The sequence below is a fragment of the Hyphomonas adhaerens MHS-3 genome (assembly GCF_000685235.1).
Lineage (GTDB): Bacteria > Pseudomonadota > Alphaproteobacteria > Caulobacterales > Hyphomonadaceae > Hyphomonas > Hyphomonas adhaerens.
On record NZ_ARYH01000001.1, the window covers coordinates 335,244 to 353,576 of the forward strand.

At 62.9% G+C, this 18,333-nt stretch carries 20 protein-coding genes; 9 read left to right on the forward strand and 11 right to left on the reverse strand.

Annotated features, from left to right (window positions below):
- Positions 1 to 67: 67 nt before the first annotated feature.
- Genes HAD_RS01610 through nspC form a run of 4 tightly spaced genes read left to right on the forward strand, consistent with a single transcriptional unit; the run spans position 68 to position 3,955 of the window.
- Positions 68 to 1,282 carry a saccharopine dehydrogenase family protein gene (locus tag HAD_RS01610; RefSeq protein ID WP_035568978.1) on the forward strand — a complete coding sequence of 405 codons (1,215 nt, stop codon included), beginning with the start codon at positions 68 to 70 and terminating at the stop codon, positions 1,280 to 1,282.
- A gap of 16 nt (positions 1,283 to 1,298) precedes the next feature.
- Positions 1,299 to 2,048 (forward strand): hypothetical protein, encoded by a 750-nt coding sequence (locus tag HAD_RS01615; protein WP_156942122.1) that lies wholly within the window; start codon positions 1,299 to 1,301, stop codon positions 2,046 to 2,048.
- 59 nt (positions 2,049 to 2,107) lie between these two features.
- Positions 2,108 to 2,806, forward strand: coding sequence for a thioredoxin family protein (locus HAD_RS01620; protein ID WP_035568984.1), 699 nt, complete (start codon positions 2,108 to 2,110; stop codon positions 2,804 to 2,806).
- A gap of 12 nt (positions 2,807 to 2,818) precedes the next feature.
- Complete coding sequence (nspC, locus tag HAD_RS01625) at positions 2,819 to 3,955, forward strand: carboxynorspermidine decarboxylase (protein WP_051596202.1); 1,137 nt, start codon at positions 2,819 to 2,821, stop codon at positions 3,953 to 3,955.
- Between the two features lie 196 nt (positions 3,956 to 4,151).
- On the opposite strand, the gene HAD_RS01630 is transcribed toward nspC, so the two are convergent.
- Positions 4,152 to 4,988 carry a carbon-nitrogen hydrolase family protein gene (locus HAD_RS01630; protein ID WP_035568990.1) on the reverse strand — a complete coding sequence of 279 codons (837 nt, stop codon included), beginning with the start codon at positions 4,986 to 4,988 and terminating at the stop codon, positions 4,152 to 4,154.
- A gap of 44 nt (positions 4,989 to 5,032) precedes the next feature.
- Complete coding sequence (locus HAD_RS01635; protein WP_035568993.1) at positions 5,033 to 5,539, reverse strand: helix-turn-helix transcriptional regulator; 507 nt, start codon at positions 5,537 to 5,539, stop codon at positions 5,033 to 5,035.
- A gap of 113 nt (positions 5,540 to 5,652) precedes the next feature.
- Here HAD_RS01635 and HAD_RS01640 point away from each other — a divergent pair, with 113 nt between their 5' ends.
- Positions 5,653 to 6,294: a cytochrome b/b6 domain-containing protein gene (locus HAD_RS01640; protein WP_035568995.1), complete on the forward strand. Its 642-nt coding sequence runs from the start codon at positions 5,653 to 5,655 to the stop codon at positions 6,292 to 6,294.
- A 69-nt stretch (positions 6,295 to 6,363) separates the two neighbouring features.
- On the opposite strand, the gene HAD_RS01645 is transcribed toward HAD_RS01640, so the two are convergent.
- Positions 6,364 to 7,554 (reverse strand): aspartate aminotransferase family protein, encoded by a 1,191-nt coding sequence (locus HAD_RS01645; protein WP_035568997.1) that lies wholly within the window; start codon positions 7,552 to 7,554, stop codon positions 6,364 to 6,366.
- A 148-nt stretch (positions 7,555 to 7,702) separates the two neighbouring features.
- Between HAD_RS01645 and HAD_RS01650 the strand changes: the two genes are divergently transcribed.
- Positions 7,703 to 8,116, forward strand: a complete 414-nt coding sequence (locus tag HAD_RS01650; RefSeq protein WP_035568999.1) for a hypothetical protein — start codon at positions 7,703 to 7,705, stop codon at positions 8,114 to 8,116.
- Between the two features lie 268 nt (positions 8,117 to 8,384).
- Here the strand turns inward: HAD_RS01650 and hisG are convergent, their stop codons facing one another.
- The 7 genes from hisG to HAD_RS01685 all read right to left on the reverse strand — a co-directional run bounded on the left by hisG (position 8,385) and on the right by HAD_RS01685 (position 14,082).
- Positions 8,385 to 9,107, reverse strand: coding sequence for an ATP phosphoribosyltransferase (gene hisG, locus HAD_RS01655; protein ID WP_051595835.1), 723 nt, complete (start codon positions 9,105 to 9,107; stop codon positions 8,385 to 8,387).
- A complete protein-coding gene (locus HAD_RS01660; protein ID WP_035569001.1) occupies positions 9,104 to 10,234 on the reverse strand; it encodes an ATP phosphoribosyltransferase regulatory subunit in 1,131 nt (376 codons plus the stop codon). The genes hisG and HAD_RS01660 overlap by 4 nt, the downstream gene beginning before the upstream one ends.
- Positions 10,231 to 11,712 carry a histidine--tRNA ligase gene (hisS, locus tag HAD_RS01665; RefSeq protein ID WP_035569003.1) on the reverse strand — a complete coding sequence of 494 codons (1,482 nt, stop codon included), beginning with the start codon at positions 11,710 to 11,712 and terminating at the stop codon, positions 10,231 to 10,233. The genes HAD_RS01660 and hisS overlap by 4 nt, the downstream gene beginning before the upstream one ends.
- 299 nt (positions 11,713 to 12,011) lie before the next feature.
- Complete coding sequence (locus tag HAD_RS01670; RefSeq protein WP_035569004.1) at positions 12,012 to 12,485, reverse strand: PaaI family thioesterase; 474 nt, start codon at positions 12,483 to 12,485, stop codon at positions 12,012 to 12,014.
- A gap of 59 nt (positions 12,486 to 12,544) precedes the next feature.
- A complete protein-coding gene (locus HAD_RS01675; protein WP_156942123.1) occupies positions 12,545 to 13,195 on the reverse strand; it encodes a CPBP family intramembrane glutamic endopeptidase in 651 nt (216 codons plus the stop codon).
- Between the two features lie 39 nt (positions 13,196 to 13,234).
- Entirely contained in the window at positions 13,235 to 13,414 is a 180-nt protein-coding gene (locus HAD_RS01680) for a rubredoxin (protein WP_034761866.1), read from the reverse strand.
- Positions 13,411 to 14,082, reverse strand: coding sequence for a TetR/AcrR family transcriptional regulator (locus tag HAD_RS01685; protein WP_051595836.1), 672 nt, complete (start codon positions 14,080 to 14,082; stop codon positions 13,411 to 13,413). The genes HAD_RS01680 and HAD_RS01685 overlap by 4 nt, the downstream gene beginning before the upstream one ends.
- Positions 14,083 to 14,178: 96 nt before the next feature.
- Between HAD_RS01685 and HAD_RS01690 the strand changes: the two genes are divergently transcribed.
- Positions 14,179 to 15,453: a cytochrome P450 gene (locus HAD_RS01690; RefSeq protein ID WP_035569008.1), complete on the forward strand. Its 1,275-nt coding sequence runs from the start codon at positions 14,179 to 14,181 to the stop codon at positions 15,451 to 15,453.
- A 19-nt stretch (positions 15,454 to 15,472) separates the two neighbouring features.
- Here the strand turns inward: HAD_RS01690 and HAD_RS01695 are convergent, their stop codons facing one another.
- Positions 15,473 to 16,849 carry an ABC1 kinase family protein gene (locus HAD_RS01695; protein ID WP_035571428.1) on the reverse strand — a complete coding sequence of 459 codons (1,377 nt, stop codon included), beginning with the start codon at positions 16,847 to 16,849 and terminating at the stop codon, positions 15,473 to 15,475.
- Between the two features lie 286 nt (positions 16,850 to 17,135).
- On the opposite strand from HAD_RS01695, the gene HAD_RS01700 reads away from it, so the two are divergent.
- Both HAD_RS01700 and rpsT read left to right on the forward strand, forming a co-directional pair.
- On the forward strand, positions 17,136 to 17,918 hold the full coding sequence (locus tag HAD_RS01700; RefSeq protein ID WP_035569010.1) for an enoyl-CoA hydratase-related protein: 783 nt from the start codon (positions 17,136 to 17,138) through the stop codon (positions 17,916 to 17,918).
- Positions 17,919 to 18,043: 125 nt separating this feature from the next.
- Entirely contained in the window at positions 18,044 to 18,307 is a 264-nt protein-coding gene (gene rpsT / locus HAD_RS01705; RefSeq protein ID WP_035569012.1) for a 30S ribosomal protein S20, read from the forward strand.
- Positions 18,308 to 18,333: the final 26 nt, after the last annotated feature.

Genomic DNA, 18,333 nt, shown 5'->3' on the forward strand with positions numbered 1-18,333 from the left:
CCCCCCGGTTTGCCCTATGTGACGGGTCAATTCAGGAACCCCGCAGAGTATTGGAGGCCCAGCCATCATGGACCGCGTTCTCATCATCGGTGCCGGCGCTGCCGGTTCGGTCGTCGCCCAGAAATGCGCGATGGACCGTGACACGTTCAAGCACATCACCCTCGCCTCGCGCCGCATCGAAAGCTGCGAGAACGTGGCAAAGCTCTGCAAGACGCCGATCGAGATCGCCCAGGTCGATGCCGACAATGTGCCGGAAGTCGTCGCCCTCATCGAAAAGGTGAAGCCGGACCTGCTGATCAACATGGCCCTGCCCTATCAGGACCTGCCGATCATGGATGCCTGCCTCGAAACGGGCTGCAACTATATGGACACGGCGAACTATGAGCCGCGCGACGTGGCCAAGTTCGAATATCACTGGCAGTGGGCCTATCATGACCGCTTCAAGGAGAAGGGCATCACCGCCATTCTCGGCTGCGGCTTCGACCCCGGCGTGACCAACGTCTACTGCGCCTACGCGCAGGAGCATCTGTTCGACGAGATCGAATATATCGACATTGTCGACTGCAATGCCGGCGACCACGGCAAGACGTTCGCGACGAACTTCAATCCGGAGATCAACCTCCGCGAAGTCACGCAGGACGGCAAATACTGGAAGAATGGCGAATGGATCGAGATCCCCGCCCTCTCCATCAATTGCGACATCGACTATCCGGAAGTCGGCCCGAAGGATTCCTACCTCATCTATCACGAGGAAGAGGAAAGCCTGGTCAAGAACATCAAGGGCCTGAAGCAGATCCGCTTCTGGATGACCTTTGGCAGCGAATACATCAAGCATTTGCAGGTGTTCAAATCCATCGGCCTGATTGGCCTCGAACCGATCAAGCACAAGGGCATGGACATCATTCCGATGGAGTTCCTGAAAGACCTGCTGCCGCCGCCGTCGTCCCTTGCAGAAGGCTATACCGGCAAGACCAGCATCGGCGTGATCGTCCGTGGAAAGAAGGATGGCCAGCCGCTGACCAAGATGATCTACAATGTCTCCGACCATGCCGAGACCAACAAGGAAGTCTCCGCGCAGGCCGTCTCCTATACGACGGGCGTCCCGCCGGTGTCCGGCGCGGCCATGTTCTTCCGCGGCGAATGGGCCGGCAAGGGCGTGTTCAATGTCGAGCAATTCCCGGCCAAGCCCTTCCTCGACGACGTCGCCCAGCGCGGCCTGCCCTGGCACGTCATCGACGTGAACCCCGGCGATCAGGAAGAGCTCTTCGCGGTGGAAACCTAGGGGAGCCTGATCGGGGGTGTTGAAAATGCTAAAACATTTGAATTTTGCGGTGAAGCTCACAATCGGCGCAACCTGCCTGATGCTCCAAGCTTGCGCCACTGCCACTACTACTTATAACTCATCGAATTCTGACGCCCTACTTATACATTGGGCGAACAAGCATGAAATGGTCTTTGTTCCCGTAAACCTTCAATCGGGACAGGTTATTGGTAACAGTAAACTAGTTCTGAAGGACCGCGTTTCCGCCCCCCGCTTGTATTTCAAAGGGTCGAAAGAGGACAAAGCAACTGCAAGAGTGATGCTGGACAATGGGTGGGATGGCCGGGATACAATCGACTACGCAACAGCAACCGTTAAACCTGGGACATATGCTTTGGTATTCTCCGGTTATTGGTTTGATCCCGGAACGGGCTATATGGGAATATCGTCGGCGCATATGGTGAACTCATACTGCTTCACTGACAGGGCCGCCGTATTCGAGTTCAAAGCTGGAACCATTAACACCCTTGAGAACTGGGCGCATCTGAAGCAGCGCGTCGAATCTGATTCGGGGCAAAAAAACAAGCTGACAGAACAAAACGATGAACTAATTCGTCTTTTGCTAAAAGGCTACCCAGATCTGGAGGGCGAGGTTAAGAGCTCTCCAATTATTGCACTCATTGAATTCGATCAATCCGTACCAAGAGAATCCAATGGTTGCTACGGGTCAAACAGCTTTCATATCTTGCGGTTACCCCCAGCTACAGAAGTAGCCACCACACATTGACGCGCACTCACATCCCCACCCCCGTTTTCGTCCTCGATGTTGCGCGTCTCCAGAAGAATATGGAAACAACGAAGCGCGTACGGGAGGAAGCCTTCGGCATGCGCCGCGCTGCCGTCTCGCTTCTTGCTGCACTGACCTTCGCTGCGTGCAGCGAGGAAGCCGCTGCGCCCCAGGGACCGCTCGTCTTCGAGAAGGCCATCGACTATGCCGCCTTCCAGCCGATCGAAGGCTGCACGGGCGAGCGGGCGAAGCCGACCTATTTCAAATGCCTCGATGCGCAGCAGCTGTACGATGCGGCCTTCAACCAGGCCAGGGAAGACGGCCGCCCCCTGATGATCGTCTGGGGCTTTGACGAATGCCCCTCCTGCATGAAGCTGGAGAAGACCGAACTGTCCGGCAGGAAAGCCTGGACGGTGGACCGTTTCCTTAAGGACGCGCTGACGCCCGCCCAGCGTGACGCCGCCCTCGCCAGTCAGGACGATTACCGCATCCTGACCCTGAAGATCGACATACGCCGCCCGAGTGGTGAGGCCCTAGCGGACAAGATCGGTGTCACCCGCATCTCGCGTGAACGCGGACATGATCGCGTGCGGACGCCGTTCATCACGCTCACCAACGCGGAAACCGGCGCACTCGTCTCGCAGGCGGAACTGGGTGAGGGCTTCCGGCCATGCACCCGCGAAGATGAATTCGTTCTCAATCTCGTCGAGGCCGGTTTCCTTCCGGACGATCCCTCGCGTGACCGCCGAATGTGCTAGATGGGACACGCCATGACATTGCCCGCCGACATCCCCACGCCCGTCTTCGTCCTCGACGTCGCGCGCCTCCGGAAGAATCTGGAGACGGCGAAGCGTGTGCGGGAGGAGGCTGGCTGCAAAGTGCTGCTCGCCACCAAGGCCTTTGCCATGCCGGCGGCCTTCCCGGTGATGACCGACTATCTCGACGGCACGACGGCCAGCGGCGAGCATGAAGCCATCATGGGCAAGGACTCCTTCGGCAAGGAAGTGCATGTCTACTCCCCGGCCTACACCGAAGAGACGGTCCGTAACCTGACGAAGATTGCAGGCCATATCTATTTCAACAGCGCTGCACAGCTTGACCGCTTTGGCGACATCGCCCGCGATGCGGGCGCCCATGTCGGCCTGCGCGTCAATCCCGGCTACTCGAACGCCACCCTCGGCGGCGATCTCTACAACCCGACCGCGCCGATGAGCCGGTTCGGCGAAGTCCCGGCGAAGCTGGACAGCGTGGACTGGTCCGGCATCGACATCTTCCACGTTCACGCCCTCTGCGAGAGCCTGCACGAGGGCTCGGTTGGCCTGATCAACCACGTCGCCGACAATTTCGGACAATATATCGAACAGGTCTCCGCCGTGAATTTCGGCGGCGGGCATTTCCTGAACAAGCCGGGCTATGATGTCAGCGCGCTGATTGACGCCATCAAGGCCTTCAAGGCGCGCTTCGGCGTCGAGGTCATCCTCGAGCCCGGCGGCGGCCTCGTCGTCAATACCGGCGAACTCCATGCCTCCGTTCTGGACCTGCACTGGAACGAGATGGACCTCGCCATCCTCGACGCCTCCGCCTCCACCCACATGCCGGACGTTCTGGAAGTTCCCTACCGGCCGGACGTCATCGGCGCAGGCCAGCCCGGCGAGAAGGCGCACACCTACCGGTTCGGTGGCAACACCTGCATGACCGGCGATGTGATCGGCGACTATTCCTTCGACGCCCCGCTAAAGCCCGGCGATCAGGTGATCTTCACCGACCAGATGCACTACAGCTTCGTGAAGACGAACACGTTCAACGGCACGCCGCTGGCCAATCTCGCCATCCGCTGGGAAGACGGCCGTGTCGAACAGATCAGCGATTTCGGATACGAGGAATTCCGGCGCCGCCTCGGGCGCTAGGCCTTACCGGATTTCTTAGCGCTGCCGTAAAAATCGCATAGATTTTTTTCACTCGATCTTCCCTTCCCTCTGCCAGACTGCAGGGCACGGAGGAATGCGCATGGCTGGGCGTATCGCACTCGGATGTCTTGTTCTCTGCCTGCTGGCGGTATGCCTGCTCGCACCGGCCGCCGCGAACGGCTAGCTGCCCAACCGGCTAGCTGCCAAGGCGCGCCATACGGACGTCCCGGTCGTTCCCGAGTGACGGGATACGCCCGCGCGCCCTGGCCACCTCATCAAGATCCAGTTCCGCCAGCACGATTCCCGGCTCCGCCCCGTCGGCTTCCGCGATCACCTCACCCCAGGGCGAGACGATCAGAGAATGGCCAAAGGTCTCGCGTCCGTCTTCGTGCTTGCCGCCCTGCGCTGGCGCGACGACGAAACAACCTGTCTCGATCGCCCGCGCGCGGACCAGCACATGCCAGTGCGCCTCGCCCGTCACCCGGGTAAAAGCCGCCGGGATGGTGAGGATGTCTGCGCCCGCTTGCGCCAGCTTGCGATAAAGGTGCGGGAAGCGCAGGTCGTAGCAGATCGTCATGCCGACCTGGCCAAACGGCGCCTTGGCCAGCACAGCCTGCTCGCCCGGCCGGTAGGCCCGGCTCTCGCGATAGTTCTGCCCGTCGCCAACTTCCACATCGAACATGTGGATCTTGTCATAGCGCGCGATGACGCCGCCATCCGGACCGATCAGAAGAGACCGGTTGGCAAAGCGCTCCTCATCCGGCAGCGCCACGGCGATAGACCCGATCAGCAGCGTCACGCCCAGCTCCGCCGCCAGGGCCTGGAAGGCATGCTGGGGGACGTCGTCCTGTTCCATGATTTTCGGCCGCGCCATGCCCGGGCGGATATCCAGCAGGTTCGTCATTTCAGGCGTCGCGATGAATTTCGCGCCCTTCCCCGCAGCTTCGCGGATCAGGGTCAGGGCGGCCGCGATGTTCGGGGCAACTTCCACGCCGGAGCGCATCTGGACACAGGCAGTTTTGATCTTGGTCATCTGGCGATCCTAGCGCCCCGCGCGCCAAGCGCCAGCGCCGATACTCATCCGCCGGCACCCGGCAGCAGGTCTTCCAGAAAATAGGCAGACAAGGCATTGCGCCCGGCAAGGCTGCTCTTGCGGTAAACCGCGCGGGCCTGCTCGCGCACGGTGCGCTCACTGGTCTCACGAAGATCGGCAATCTCCTGCAGGGAGAGCCCCTTCAACAGCAACAGGCCGACATCCGATTCCGCATCCGTCAGGCCCCAGGCCGAGAACTGGCGGGCGATGGCAACGCCAAGCCCCTGAACCAGGTCGCGGTTCTCCTCCTGCCAGCGCCCGGCATCCTCCCGGGCGTCGGCCAGAGCCCGGCGAAGGCGGCCAAGGCGCCACAGCATGGCGCCGAGCCCAAATGATGCGGCGACCAGCACAACCAGTTCGGCAGCAAGATGCCCCGCCCCGGCGCCTTCCCCGCTATCGGTGATCAGGTCTGCCCCAATGAACAGGGCAATCGCGCCAAACAGCACGGCAACGCCCAAAAGGCCTCTGCGTCCGGATACGTCATCTGACATATGCCCTTGTCCCCCAAAGCGCAGGCAAAGGGAATGCGTCATGTGACGGATAGTTCCGGCGGCCCGTTCGCGCCACCTTCTCCCAGCCAGCAGGTAGCAACGGAGACATTCGCATGAGCCAGTCCAAGACCTCCACCCGCCCGATATGGGATCCCCTTGTCCGCATCGGGCACTGGACGCTCGTGATCGCGTTTTTCACCGCCTACCTGTCTGGCGACGATCTGTTCAACATCCACAAATGGGCCGGCTATGTGGTGGCCGGTTATGTGCTGGTCCGCATCGTCTGGGGTCTCATCGGCACGCGGCACGCGCGGTTCACCAATTTCGTCCGCGGCCCCGGCGCCGTCCTCGGATATCTGCGCGGTCTCTTCACGGGCCATGTGAAGGATTATGCCGGGCACAACCCCGCAGGCGGGGCCATGGTCGTGGCCCTGCTTTTCAGCCTTCTCGTCACAACCGGGTCCGGCATGGCGCTCTACGCCGTGGAGGACAATGCCGGCCCGCTGGCCGGGATCGTGACCGAGGAAACCTTCGCGCCGATGGCCTCAGCCTTCGGAGAAGAAGGCGAGCATGGGCGCGATGAGGAATCCGGCGCAGAGGAATTGCTCGAAGGCGTGCACAAGGCGTTCGTCTACATCACGCTCGCCCTGATCGGAATCCACCTTGCCGGGGTCGTCGCCTCAAGCCTCGCCCACAAGCAAAACCTCGCCCGCGCCATGGTCACCGGCCGCAAACCGGAGACTGACGAGCGCTGATCCACGCTGGAACAAAAAAAAGGCCGGGCGCAAAAGGCCCGGCCGCTTTATTCTATCAAACCGAGGGCCTCAGGCCGGATCCCAGTCGCCGATCGCTTCGTCCATCACGCGGGTCGCCTCGCGGACGTTCTCGTCCGTGATCACCAGCGGCGGCGCAAGACGCAGGACATTGTTGCCCGCGACACCGACCAGAAGGTTCTTGTCGCGGCAGACGCCCTGCAGGCCTTTCGGATCGCCTTTCATTTTCAGGCCGGTCAGCAGGCCCTTGCCAGTCACGCCTTCGACCTTGTCCGGGTGGCTGTCGGCGATGCTCTTCAGGCTCTGCGCAACCGTACCGGAGACGCGGCGCACTTCGGCCAGGAAAGCCTCATCGGAGATGATGTCCCAGACGACATTGCCGACGGCCATGGCCAGCGGGTTGCCGCCATAGGTCGAGCCATGGCTGCCCGGCTGCATGTGCTCGCCGCAGGCCTCGGTCGTCAGGCAGGCGCCGAACGGGAAGCCGCCGCCGATGCCTTTCGCCGAACACAGAATGTCCGGCGTGGCGCCCTCGGCCCATTCATGGGCGAACAGCTTGCCGGTGCGGCCCATGCCGCACTGGACTTCGTCATAGATCAGCAGAACGCCATGTTCATCGCACAGCTCACGGAAGCGTTTCAGGTCTTCCTCCGGCAGGGCGCGCACGCCGCCTTCGCCCTGCACCGGCTCGATCAGGACAGCGGCCGCAGTCGGGCGGGCGATGGCGTCTTCAAGGGCAGCCATGTCGCCCCATTCGAGATGCACGAAACCAGGCAGCGCCGGGCCGAAGCCTTCGAGGTATTTCGGATTGCCGCCAGCATTGATCGCCCCGATGGAGCGGCCATGGAAGGCACCCGTGAAGGTGATGATGTCGATCCGGTCTTCATGACCGTTGGCCCACTGATACTTGCGGGCCGACTTGATCGCGCACTCGATCGCTTCGGTGCCGGAATTGGTGAAGAAGACGCGGTCTGCAAACGTGTCACGGCAGATCTTGTCGGCCAGCTCTTCCGCCCCGCGCACACGGAACATGTTCGACGTGTGCCACAGCTTGCCCGCCTGCTCGCGCAGGGCGTCCACCATGGCCGGGTGCGAATGGCCGAGCGCATTGACCGCGATGCCAGCGATGAAATCCAGATATCGCGTACCGTCTTCGGTGAAGAGGTAGACGCCCTCTCCTTTCTCGAAAACCTGTTCCGGCGGCCGGTAGACCGGCATGATATGCTGGCGGGGATCGCTCATCTTTTACCCTTCCGATGTCGCGAGGATTGCTCTCAGGGCGCCACGCATGACGGGGGGCTGACCGGAAGTCAACACACAGCACACCCGCGCATGTGACAGCCACCTCGATTCGCGGTTATGTACGCCTGATATGAACGGGAGTGAGAGGATGAAGACGCTTGCCAGCCTGGCCGCAGGGCTCGGCCTGCTTGTGCTGCCTGCAGCCGCTCAGACCACGACCGGACGCCTGTCTCCGCCGCTCAATGTCGTGCAGGCGCGGACCGCACCGGACAGCGCGGACAGCTCCGAAGTGACGCAACGTCAATCCATGATCATCGAGGAAGACGGAACGGTCCGCTTCCTGACACCGGCGGAAGCGGCGGAGATTTTTGTCCCGTCAGACCAGGCCAGCGCCTTCAATGTCGAGCTCGACCAGCCGGACGATGCGCCCGATTCCCTGCGGATCGAAATCTCCGGCGCCGAGATCAGCGAAACCCTCACGCCAGATGGCGATACGCGGATTCTGCGGGTCGTTCCGGAAGACGGAAGCCCCAGCTGGCTGATCACAATTACAAAAGATTAATTGAAAAACGATAATAATACTTGACGATAAACGATAAGTACTTATTGTTAATCGGGAAGCCGGGCGGGACGGAAGTGATGTCCAAACGCCCCCTACCTCACCTGAGCCGTTGCTCCGGTCTGCCCGGTTCTCACTTATCCCTGAATAATACCTCCAAACGGAAGAGGCGCGGACCCTTGGTCCGCGCCTCCCACCGTTTGCAGCGTTTCCTCCCAGAAACTTGCTGGGACATAAGGCCGCGCATTTCCGGATGTGTCAAGATTGTGTCCTAGATTTTTTCTAGTATTTCCTTACCTTTAATTGCTGCACCTGCGAACAAGACCTCCAGGCTGGCCTTCGCTTCAGGTGACCATACGGCACCCGGCGACGCCGCGAACACCGCTTCGCTTTTCAGGATCAGCCCGTCCGACAGGATTTTCAGCCCGTTGGCTTTCAGCGTCGCCCCGGTGGAGGTGATATCGACGATCACATCGGCCGAACCTGTCGTGGGGGCAGCTTCCGTCGCCCCGGCGCTCTCAACCAGGCGGTATTCCCCGACAGACCGGGCCGCGAAGAAGCGGCGCGTGAGGCGCATGTATTTGGTCGCCACCCGGAGGCGGCGGTGATGCGCCTTGCGGAACGCTGCGCCCGCCGCTTCGAGATCCGACATCGTGTCGACATCGACCCAGGCCTGCGGCACGGCGACGATCACGTCCGCCCCGCCGAAGCCGAGCCGTTTCAGAACCTCGAAATCGCTCTCCCCGGTCGGGGCGAGATCATGCAGCAGGTCTTCCCCGGTCACGCCGGCATGCAGGCTGCCATCGACCAGGCCCTGCGCGATCTCCCGCGCGGAGAGAAGCCGCATCTCGACATCGCCAAGGCCTTCGATCTCTGCCTGATAGCCGCGCTCGCCGCCGATCTGGGTGACAGGGAAACCGGCCGAGGCCAGCCAGGCTTCGGATTTTTCCTTCAGCCGTCCCTTGGACGGAATGGCAAGTGACAGACGGGTCATGCGCCCCTCCCCTTTGCACGCAGCACGCGGTCGGGCCGCACCATGCCGCCAATGGCGGTCGCATCGGCCGCAGCGTTCGACAGGCCGGAGACGAGGCCGTCATAGCGCCCGCCGGACGCGATCGGCTGGTTGTCCGACAGGTTCGGCCCCAGCGTTTCAAACAGGAAGCCGTCATAATAGGTGAACCGGCGTCCGAAGCCGGAGCGGAAGCGGCAGATGGCCTTCACTTCCGGCAGCAATTCGCGGATCAGTTCCATGCGCCGCGCCACACGCTCAATGGCGCCGGAGGTGCGCGGCAGGCTGTATTTTACGGCAATATCGTCAAGCTGATCGGCGGCCTCCGCTGCGGTACAGTTCACGGCAGCCAACGCGCCGATCACTTCCCGCACTTTTTCCGGCACGCCGCCGGCGGCAAGCGCCGCGGCCCGGGCACGCAGGCCCGAAATGATTTCCGGAACGCTCCGGGTTCCGATCAAGGGAATACCGCGTGCGGCGAGGGCGGCGCGGAAGGCCGTTTCGGCCTCGGCCTGCGTCGCCGCTTCCAGCGTCGGCACAAGGTCTGCCTCGATGGGCGCCGGCTCCGCTTCGACCAGGGCCCGTACGCCGCCTTCCTGCCGGAAGGCTCGTTTCAGCAGGTCCGCCGTCACACGCGGCAGTCCGAGGGCGTCAATAAAGGCCGGGAAAATGGCAAGGTCCCCTGTGGCAATCGCCACCGGAACGACATCGCACGCGCGCACAGCTTCGTGCACAAGGGCGAACGCCTGGGCATCCTCGACGGGGTCGGAGTCGAGCCCGAACCGTTCGAAGCCGACCTGCGTGAATTCCATCGGGTCGCCCGGTGTGGCCGGCAGGCGGAACGCCTCGGCCGCGTAGCAATAGGCTTTCGGCCCGTTGGCGCCACTGGCGAGGCGGTCGGCTTCCAGCCCTGCCACCGGCAGGGTCAGGTCCGGCCGCATGACCATTTCATTGCCGCGATGATCCGTGAACACGCAAAGCCGCGCACGGACCGCTTCGCCGGACAGTTCCAGCGGAATATCGGACGGCAGGATATAGGCGGGATTGACCGGCTCAGCGCCAGAGCCCTCGAACCGGGACCGGGCGGCCTTGACGATAGCGGCGTGCGTCATGCCTGGGCCTCGACGATACGGCGGATGGCTTCAACCATTTCGGCGCGCGGCACTTCGATCTGGCCGGGGCGTGCCTCACGGTATTCCTCGTTGGACTTGATGGCCTTCGCCTTCAGCGCGCCCATTTCCAAATCCTTGATCGTGACCGTACCCTTGGCGACCTCGTCCTCGCCGACGATCACGACGGCCGGGGCATTCCGCCGGTCGGCATATTTCATCTGCGGCCGCATGCCGGACCCGCCCATATAGGCTTCGGCGCGGATGCCGGCACGGCGCAGGTCCGCCGCGATGGAGAGCGCCGTGGACGGATTTTCCTTGTCGAGGTTCAGCACCACGACCGGCCCGTCCAGCTTGCCGGTCTCGCCCATGATCTGAAGAGCGGACGCCAGCCGGGAAATACCGATTGAGAAGCCGGTCGCCGGCACCGTCTCGCCGGTGAAGCGCGCGACGAGGTCATCATACCGCCCGCCGCCGCCGATGGAGCCGATGCGATAGGTCTTGCCATCGTCGCCGGTCACTTCGCGCAGAAGCTCGGCCTCATAGACCGGGCCGGTGTAATATTCGAGGCCGCGCACGACCGACGGGTCGATCACGACATCGCCTTCCGGCGCGCCAAGCGCATCGAGGGCGAGCGCGATGGCTTCCAGTTCGGCGAGCCCCGCCTTGCCCTCTTCCGTCGACCCCGTCGCTTTCGAGAGATTGGCCAGCGTTTCGGCCCGCGTCTTCGCGCCGGCTTCGGCGAAGGCCAGCACGGTCTTCACCTCATCCGCCCCGAGCCCGGCGCCCTTGGTGAAGTCGCCGCTGTCGTCCATGCGGCCCTTGCCGAGCAGGTCGGCCACGCCGGACGATCCGAGACGGTCCAGCTTGTCGAGCGCACGCAGAATGGCGAGACGGGTCTCGGCGCTCGATGCGCCAACCCCGTCCAGCACGCCGTTCAGCAGGCGGCGGGTGTTCACGCGGATCACGAACTCGCCCGTCTCCATGCCGACCGCGCGCAAGGCTTCGGCGCCCATGGCGATCATCTCGGCATCGGCGTGGAAGCCCGGTGCCCCGACTGTATCGGCATCGCACTGCCAGAATTCGCGGAACCGGCCGGGGCCCGGCTTCTCGTTGCGCCAGACCGGCCCGGCGGCGTAGCGGCGGAACGGCTTGCCCAGCGACTGGCCGGCCTCGGCCACGAACCGGGCCAGCGGGGCCGTCAGGTCGTAGCGCAGGGCCATCCATTGCTCGTCATCATCCTGCAGGGAAAACACGCCGGCGTTCGGGCGGTCGTCATCCGGCAGGAACTTGCCGAGCGCATCGGCATATTCGAACGCGCCGGTGTCCAGCGCCTCGAAGCCCCATTGGCGGTAAATCGCGGTGACCTTGCCGACCAGGTCGGCCTGGGCATGGATCAGGCCCTCGCGCTTGTCGGGAAAGCCGCGCGGCTTGCGGGCGAGATCCTTGCCAGAGAGAGGTTGGCTGTCTTTGTCACTCATGGGGTCGCTCTTAGTCCTGTTTGCGCACCGCATAGTCGGTGCTGGTCCGGATTGGAAGGCGACACGTCAACATCAGGCACGCCCCGGCTGTGGCTTGCCTCGTCTGGTCTGGTTCTTGGGGGGAACACTTTAGCAGAGGCGCAGCCGGACCGGTTCGCGCCTCATCGGCGCGTCACGAATGGTGATGATGGTGGTGCAGTGCTGTGTTCATTACGAAAAGGCCGATACGGGGGCGCCTGCGCAAAGTCAACCGAAAGGTCAGGCCTTCCCGGTCATGCCTTTTGGTCAGGCCTTTTCGGTCAGGCCTTCTCGGTCTGGCGCGTGAACGGCTTCTCCTGCCCGTCCCGGCGCTCGATCACCTTGAAAATGCCCGTGCCGCGCATCAGCAGCTTGTCGTCCGCCCAGATCTTGCCCTCGACCGTGAACACATCGTCCTGCCGGCCGATCACGTGGCCCTTGCCCTCGACAAAGCTGCCCTGCTTGGCGCCGGACAGGAAATCGCACATCAGGCGCACGGTGACCCACCAGGTATCGTCGTTCTTTTCGACCGCTGCGCCCCACGCCATGTCGGCGAAGGTCATGAGCATGCCGCCATGGGCATTCATCATGCCGTTGGTGTGGTGTTCCTCGACGCGGAAGGCGCGGGTGAGGCCCGTCTCGTCCCGCTTCTCGAACAGCGGGCCCACCTGGCGGCCGAAGCCCCGGTGCCAGGGCAAAATCTGGTAGCCGTCCGGCAGGTCGAAAGTCTGGTTGCGTGAAAGATCGTCAGTCATTACGTCCGCTTAGCGCCGTCAGACAGGATTTGCCAGCCCTCCCCTTGCGAAGGGGCGCGTCACATCGTCAGCGAGATGAGATTGATGAAGAAATGGGCCATGATCGGCAGGAACAGTCCGCCGCTCGCGACGCGCAGCAGGCCCAGCATCACGCCATAAACCAGCACGACCAGAATCCCGATCCAGCCATATTGTATGTGCTGAAGGGCGAAGATCATCGCCGACAGGCCCGCGGCCGGCAGCGGCGCCCAGCCACGCGCCAGCAAGACGCCCATGACCAGGCCGCGATAGATGAACTCTTCCGCAAACGGGGCGACCAGCACGATTGTGAAGAACAGCTCCGCCCGTGAGGCCGTCTGCAGCTGATGGGTGAACCCGTCACTGACGCTCAGACCCTGAGGCCCGAACATCGTCGCCAGCAAGCCGGCCAGGAATGTTGTCAGGGCGATCGCAACAATCGCGGCCGCCACAGCGATCAGCACGACGATCAGGTTCATGTCGCCCGGTTCGGCAACCTCGTCGGCCACGCCCTGGACCTTCAGATATCCATAGACCGCCATCACCGTCAGGACGTTCGCAATTCCGGACAGCACGATGATCGACATGTCGGGCATCATGCCGTGAACGACAATCGCCGGCAGGATCACGAAAAACTGGTAGGCGACGGCGATAATGATTGCCGTCCAGACCATTGAGCGAAGGCGGGTCAATTGAGTCTTGCGTCCCTCTGGCCCGTGAGGGCGAAGGCCCTAGAGCTCAATCATGTCAAAGTCCGATTTCGGCGTGCCGCAGAGCGGACAGACCCAATCCTCCGGAATGTCGGCCCAACGGGTGCCGGGCGCAAGCCCCTCGGTCGGGTCGCCATGCTCTTCTTCATAAATATAGCCGCAGGTGCGGCACTGCCAGACCTTGTAGGGTGCCTCGCTCATTCCTTCCCTCCTCCTCGGACCGGCGCCAGGCGGGCGCGCAGCGACTGGATCAGTGAATCCCGTATCGGTGCGATCTCCGTGCCCGGGTCGATCATGTTTTGCATGCGAATGCCGATCAGGGCGCACCCCGCCATCAGGGCGGTGGCATCGGCATCGGCATCTTTCCGGATGCTGCCTTCGGCCTGCCCGCGCTCGATGAGGCCGCGGATCAGCACGCGCTCGACCTCGTGCGACTCGGCAAAGGCGGCGCGGGTTTCCAGCCGGTCGGCCACGGCCGCGGCCAGCAGCATGTAATACGCCTTGTCTTCCTCCCGCCCGTCCAGCGACCGGCAGTGCAGGTCGACAAAGGCACACAAGGCGGAAAGGCCGTCCATGCGCTCCACATCCGCCTCATCCAGCGCGTCCCGCTGCCAGCCATGCAGGGCGCTGATGAGGCTGCGGATCAGCCCGTCCTTGGACCCGAAGCGCTGCGTCACCAGCCCGCGGGAGTAGCCCGCCTCTTTCCCGATGGCATCGAAGGTGGCCGCGGCCACGCCATTTGCGGACACCACCCGCATCGTCGCTTCCAGCAATTCCTGCTCGGACCGTTCGCGCCGTTCGGCCTGTGTGAGCCGGCCACTGTCCGGGGCGGCGGGATCGGTCGGCGAGGCTGTGGGCGCTTCTGACATGGCTCCGCCTAACATATTTGTTGGCTGTATAGCAAGTATATGTTAGAGCCTGTTCCAACCGGGAGCCAAAAGCCGCTCCCACGACCGGAGGAACGCATGACCATACCCGCCCATATCGCCGAAGCCGTTGTTGATCCGAAGGCCTATGCCGACTGGGACCGATCGCACGAAGCCTTTGCCTGGCTGCGCAAGAATGCCCCGCTGGATGTGGCCGAGATCGAAGGGTTCGACCCGTTCTGGGTGGTCAGCAAACATGCCGACATCCAGAACATCGAGAAGCAGAACGACCTCTTCCATAATGAAGACCGCTCCGCGACGCTGACCAATATCGAGACGGACAAGAAAGTCCGCGAGATGATGGGCGGCTCGCCCAATTTGCTCCGCTCGCTCGTCCAGATGGATAATCCGGACCACATGCAGTACCGCCGCCTGACGCAGGCCTGGTTCATGCCGCAGAATTTGCGCAAGCTGGAAGACCGCATCCGCGAGATCGCCCGCGGCTTCATCGACAAGATGGCCGACAAGGGCACCGAGTGCGACTTCGCCCGCGACGTGGCATTCCTCTATCCGCTGCACGTCATCATGGAAGTGCTGGGCGTGCCGGAGATTGACGAACCGCGCATGCTGAAGCTGACGCAGGAATTGTTCGGCGCGCAGGATCCGGAAGTGAACCGCTCGGGCGCAGAAGTCACCGACTCCGATACCGGCCTCGCCAACATCCAGGCCACGGTCGCGGACTTCTTCACCTATTTCGTGGAAATGACCGAAGACCGCCGCAAGAATCCGCGCGAAGACCTCGCCAGCGTGATCGCCAATGGTGAAGTCTACGGCAAGCCGCTCGGCCACCTCGAAGCCATGTCTTATTATATCATCGCCGCGACGGCCGGGCATGACACGACCTCCAACACAACCGGCGGCGCGCTCTGGGCGCTGGCGGAAAACCAGGACCAGTTCCGTAAACTGAAGGACGATCTCTCGCTGATCCCGTCCATGGTGGAAGAATCCATCCGCTGGGAAACGCCGGTGAAGCACTTCATGCGCACGGCGACCGCCGACACCGAGGTCCACGGCAAGCAGATCAAGAAGAATGACTGGCTGTTCCTGGCCTATCCGTCCGGCAACCGCGACGAGGACGTGTTCGACGATCCTTACAGCTTCAGGATCGACCGTTCACCCAACAAGCATGTCGCCTTCGGCTATGGCGCGCATGTCTGCCTCGGCCAGCACCTCGGCCGGATGGAAATGCGCATCCTGTGGGAAGAGCTGCTGCCGCGCCTGCAATCGGTCGAACTGAACGGTACGCCAAGCCGTGTGCAGGCGAACTTCGTCTCCGGACCGAAGAGCATCCCGATCAAGTTCAAGATGACCTAGGGCTCTCGCCCCACACGCTTCAGTTCAGGCCGGCGGCTTTCAGGGCGTCGGCCTGTCTTTTTGCGACCGCCTCCACGGAGAAGCCCTCAAGGCTTTCCTCGAACAGGCGGCAATAGTTCAGCTCCGCCCCGAGGCGCAGATAGGCGGCGCCGAGGCCGATGGCGGCGCGGTCCATGAAGACAAACTCGCGGGGGATCTTCACCGGGCCCTTCTCCTTCAGGAGCTTGCGGACGGCGAAGGCTTCCTTGCGGCCATATTCCCCGGACGTCACACCATCGGCGACACTGCGCACGCGGTCGTCCAGCAGCGGGCCATAGATGAAGCGCGCCCAGATGTTCAGCACTTCGACCAGCTCTTTCGACAGGCCGTCAAAGCCCCATTTCTCATAGGCCGCATAGGTCGCGTCGAAGTCTTCTTTCTGGAGGGCGCGATAGAGATCGACGACGCCTTCCACAAAGACCGGCGGGAAAACGCGGATACAGCCGAAGTCGAGCAGGTTGAGGCCCGTCCCCTCCCCGGTCACCTGATAGTTCCCGAGATGCGGGTCGCCATGGATCACGGCGTAGGTGTTCATCGGGCCCCACCAGGTCCAGAACAGCATTTCGGCGATATGGTTGCGCGTCTCCTGCGGGGCGTCCTCGAACGCGGTGAGGCGCTGGCCGGTCAGCCAGGTCATGGTCAGGAGGCGCGGCGTGGAGAGCTCCTCTACCGGTTCGGGCACCTGCACGAAGTCCTTCTCCGCCAGCATGCGCGCGTAGAGTTCCATGTGTTTGGCCTCGCGGGCGTAATCGAGCTCCTCGCGCAGGCGGTCGGTAATCTCTTCCACCATCGCGGTCGGGTCGATCGAGCCGTCCATGCGCTTGAAGAGGCCGAGCACGGTCTTGAGCTGGCCGACATCGCTCTCCACGGCGCTGGCCATATCCGGATATTGCAGCTTGCAGGCGACCTTGCGGCCGTCATGCAGCGTCGCGGCATGGACCTGGCCGAGGGAGGCGGCGTGTGACGCCTCGTGGCCGAAGTCTGCGAACCGGCCCTGCCAGTCTCCGCCCAGCTCTGCCCGCATGCGGCGGCGCACGAAGGGCCAGCCCATGGCCGGGGCCTCGGCCTGCAGCTGGGCGAACTCGGCGGCGTATTTCTCGGGCAAGAGGTCCGGCACGGTGGACAGCATCTGCGCCACCTTCATCAGCGGGCCTTTCGACTTGCCGAGGGCCGCGGCCAGCGCCTTTGCGATCTTCTCGTCGCCCTGGTCGCCGCCAAACAGGCTCTGCGCCGCGAAGGTCAGCCCTGCGCCGGACAGGTTCGCCCCGACTTTCGCCGTGCGGGTCAGCCGCCCCGTCAGACGGTTGCGCTCAGGATCGGAGGGTGGGCCGCCAGACGGGCCGGATGTGTCGCTCATGTCACTCATATAGAGTGTACGCACGAGACTAGCACAGGGTTTGCGCCGCCGCAGGGCAAAATGAACGCTCCATCCGCATTCTGCCGCCATGGGGTGACAAGCCGATCCAGCGGCGTTATAGCGCGCCCCTCGAATTCATGACCGGCCCGTAATGCACGGTTAACCACACGAGGTACCCGCCGGCCCGTCCGGCCATGCCAATCCCTTCTTAACCAAGACATCATCATACTGGGCCCCTGTGCTGTCCCGTGGACAGTTTTGCGGCCAAAGAAAGGATACCCTTTCCATGCCCTACGATACGCTTCTTACAGAGTTTGACGAGGATACCGGCGTTGCGGTGATCCAGATGAACCGCCCGGACGCGCTGAATGCGCTGTCCGAAGCCTTGATGAACGACCTGACCAGCGCGCTCGACCGCTGCGACAAGGAAGACAAGGTCGGCTGTGTCATCCTGACCGGCACGAAAAAGGCCTTCTCCGGCGGCGCCGACATCAATGAAATCAAGGACAAGACCTTCCCGGAGTCCTATTATGAGGACTTTATCTCCCGGAACTGGGAGCGGACGGCCCGCCTGCGCAAGCCGATCATCGCTGCCGTCTCGGGCTATGCCGTCGGCGGGGGCTGCGAACTGGCCCTGATGTGCGACATCATCCTGGCGGCCGACAATGCCAAGTTCGGCCAGCCGGAAGTCCGTCTCGGCGTGATGCCCGGCGCAGGCGGCACGCAGCGCCTCACACGCGCCATCGGCAAGTCGAAAACGATGGAACTCTGCCTCACCGGCCGCCTGATGGATGCCGGCGAAGCCGAACGGTTCGGGCTGGTCAGCCGGGTCGTGAAGGCCGAGGACCTGATGGACGAGGCACGCAGCCTCGCCCGCACCATCGCCTCGATGCCCATGGCCGGCGCCATGATGACCAAGGAAGCCGTGAACTATGCCTACGAGACCCCGCTCTCGCAGGGCATCCAGTTCGAACGGCGTCTCTTCCAGTCCCTCTTCTCGACCTCGGACCAGAAAGAGGGCATGGCCGCCTATGTTGAAAAACGGTCGGCGCATTTCCGCGACAAGTAAGAACAAGGACGGCCAGATGCATTTTTCCCGCCCTGGACGGGACTCTCCGGTTGACGCCCAACCGGCCTTTATGTATCTCCGCGCCTTCAGCCTGAGGGTCGCCCCTCGGGCAACAGGAGTTTGATATGGCTAATACCCGTTCCGCCAAGAAAATGGTCCGCAAGATCGAGCGGCGCACCGAGGTCAACAAGGCCCGGCGTTCGCGCGTGCGCACATTCGTCCGTCAGGTCGAAGAAGCCATTGCCTCGGGCGACAAGACCGCTGCCGCAGATGCGCTCAAGGCTGCCCAGCCAGAGCTGATGCGTGCCGTCACCAAAGGCGTCATGCACAAGAACACTTCTGCGCGAAAAGTCTCGCGCCTGGCTGCCCGTGTTAAGTCGATGGCCTGAGGCCAGCCGCTTTAAACATTCGGGCC

Coding starts and splice junctions, on each gene's coding strand:
- HAD_RS01610 (WP_035568978.1), top strand. CDS start 68: ATGGACCGCGTTCTCATCATCGGTGCCGGCGCTGCCGGTTCGGTCGTC.
- HAD_RS01620 (WP_035568984.1), top strand. CDS start 2,108: ATGGAAACAACGAAGCGCGTACGGGAGGAAGCCTTCGGCATGCGCCGC.
- nspC (WP_051596202.1), top strand. CDS start 2,819: ATGACATTGCCCGCCGACATCCCCACGCCCGTCTTCGTCCTCGACGTC.
- HAD_RS01630 (WP_035568990.1), bottom strand. CDS start 4,988: ATGACCAAGATCAAAACTGCCTGTGTCCAGATGCGCTCCGGCGTGGAA.
- HAD_RS01635 (WP_035568993.1), bottom strand. CDS start 5,539: ATGTCAGATGACGTATCCGGACGCAGAGGCCTTTTGGGCGTTGCCGTG.
- HAD_RS01640 (WP_035568995.1), top strand. CDS start 5,653: ATGAGCCAGTCCAAGACCTCCACCCGCCCGATATGGGATCCCCTTGTC.
- HAD_RS01645 (WP_035568997.1), bottom strand. CDS start 7,554: ATGAGCGATCCCCGCCAGCATATCATGCCGGTCTACCGGCCGCCGGAA.
- HAD_RS01650 (WP_035568999.1), top strand. CDS start 7,703: ATGAAGACGCTTGCCAGCCTGGCCGCAGGGCTCGGCCTGCTTGTGCTG.
- hisG (WP_051595835.1), bottom strand. CDS start 9,107: ATGACCCGTCTGTCACTTGCCATTCCGTCCAAGGGACGGCTGAAGGAA.
- HAD_RS01660 (WP_035569001.1), bottom strand. CDS start 10,234: ATGACGCACGCCGCTATCGTCAAGGCCGCCCGGTCCCGGTTCGAGGGC.
- hisS (WP_035569003.1), bottom strand. CDS start 11,712: ATGAGTGACAAAGACAGCCAACCTCTCTCTGGCAAGGATCTCGCCCGC.
- HAD_RS01670 (WP_035569004.1), bottom strand. CDS start 12,485: ATGACTGACGATCTTTCACGCAACCAGACTTTCGACCTGCCGGACGGC.
- HAD_RS01680 (WP_034761866.1), bottom strand. CDS start 13,414: ATGAGCGAGGCACCCTACAAGGTCTGGCAGTGCCGCACCTGCGGCTAT.
- HAD_RS01685 (WP_051595836.1), bottom strand. CDS start 14,082: ATGTCAGAAGCGCCCACAGCCTCGCCGACCGATCCCGCCGCCCCGGAC.
- HAD_RS01690 (WP_035569008.1), top strand. CDS start 14,179: ATGACCATACCCGCCCATATCGCCGAAGCCGTTGTTGATCCGAAGGCC.
- HAD_RS01695 (WP_035571428.1), bottom strand. CDS start 16,849: ATGAGCGACACATCCGGCCCGTCTGGCGGCCCACCCTCCGATCCTGAG.
- HAD_RS01700 (WP_035569010.1), top strand. CDS start 17,136: ATGCCCTACGATACGCTTCTTACAGAGTTTGACGAGGATACCGGCGTT.
- rpsT (WP_035569012.1), top strand. CDS start 18,044: ATGGCTAATACCCGTTCCGCCAAGAAAATGGTCCGCAAGATCGAGCGG.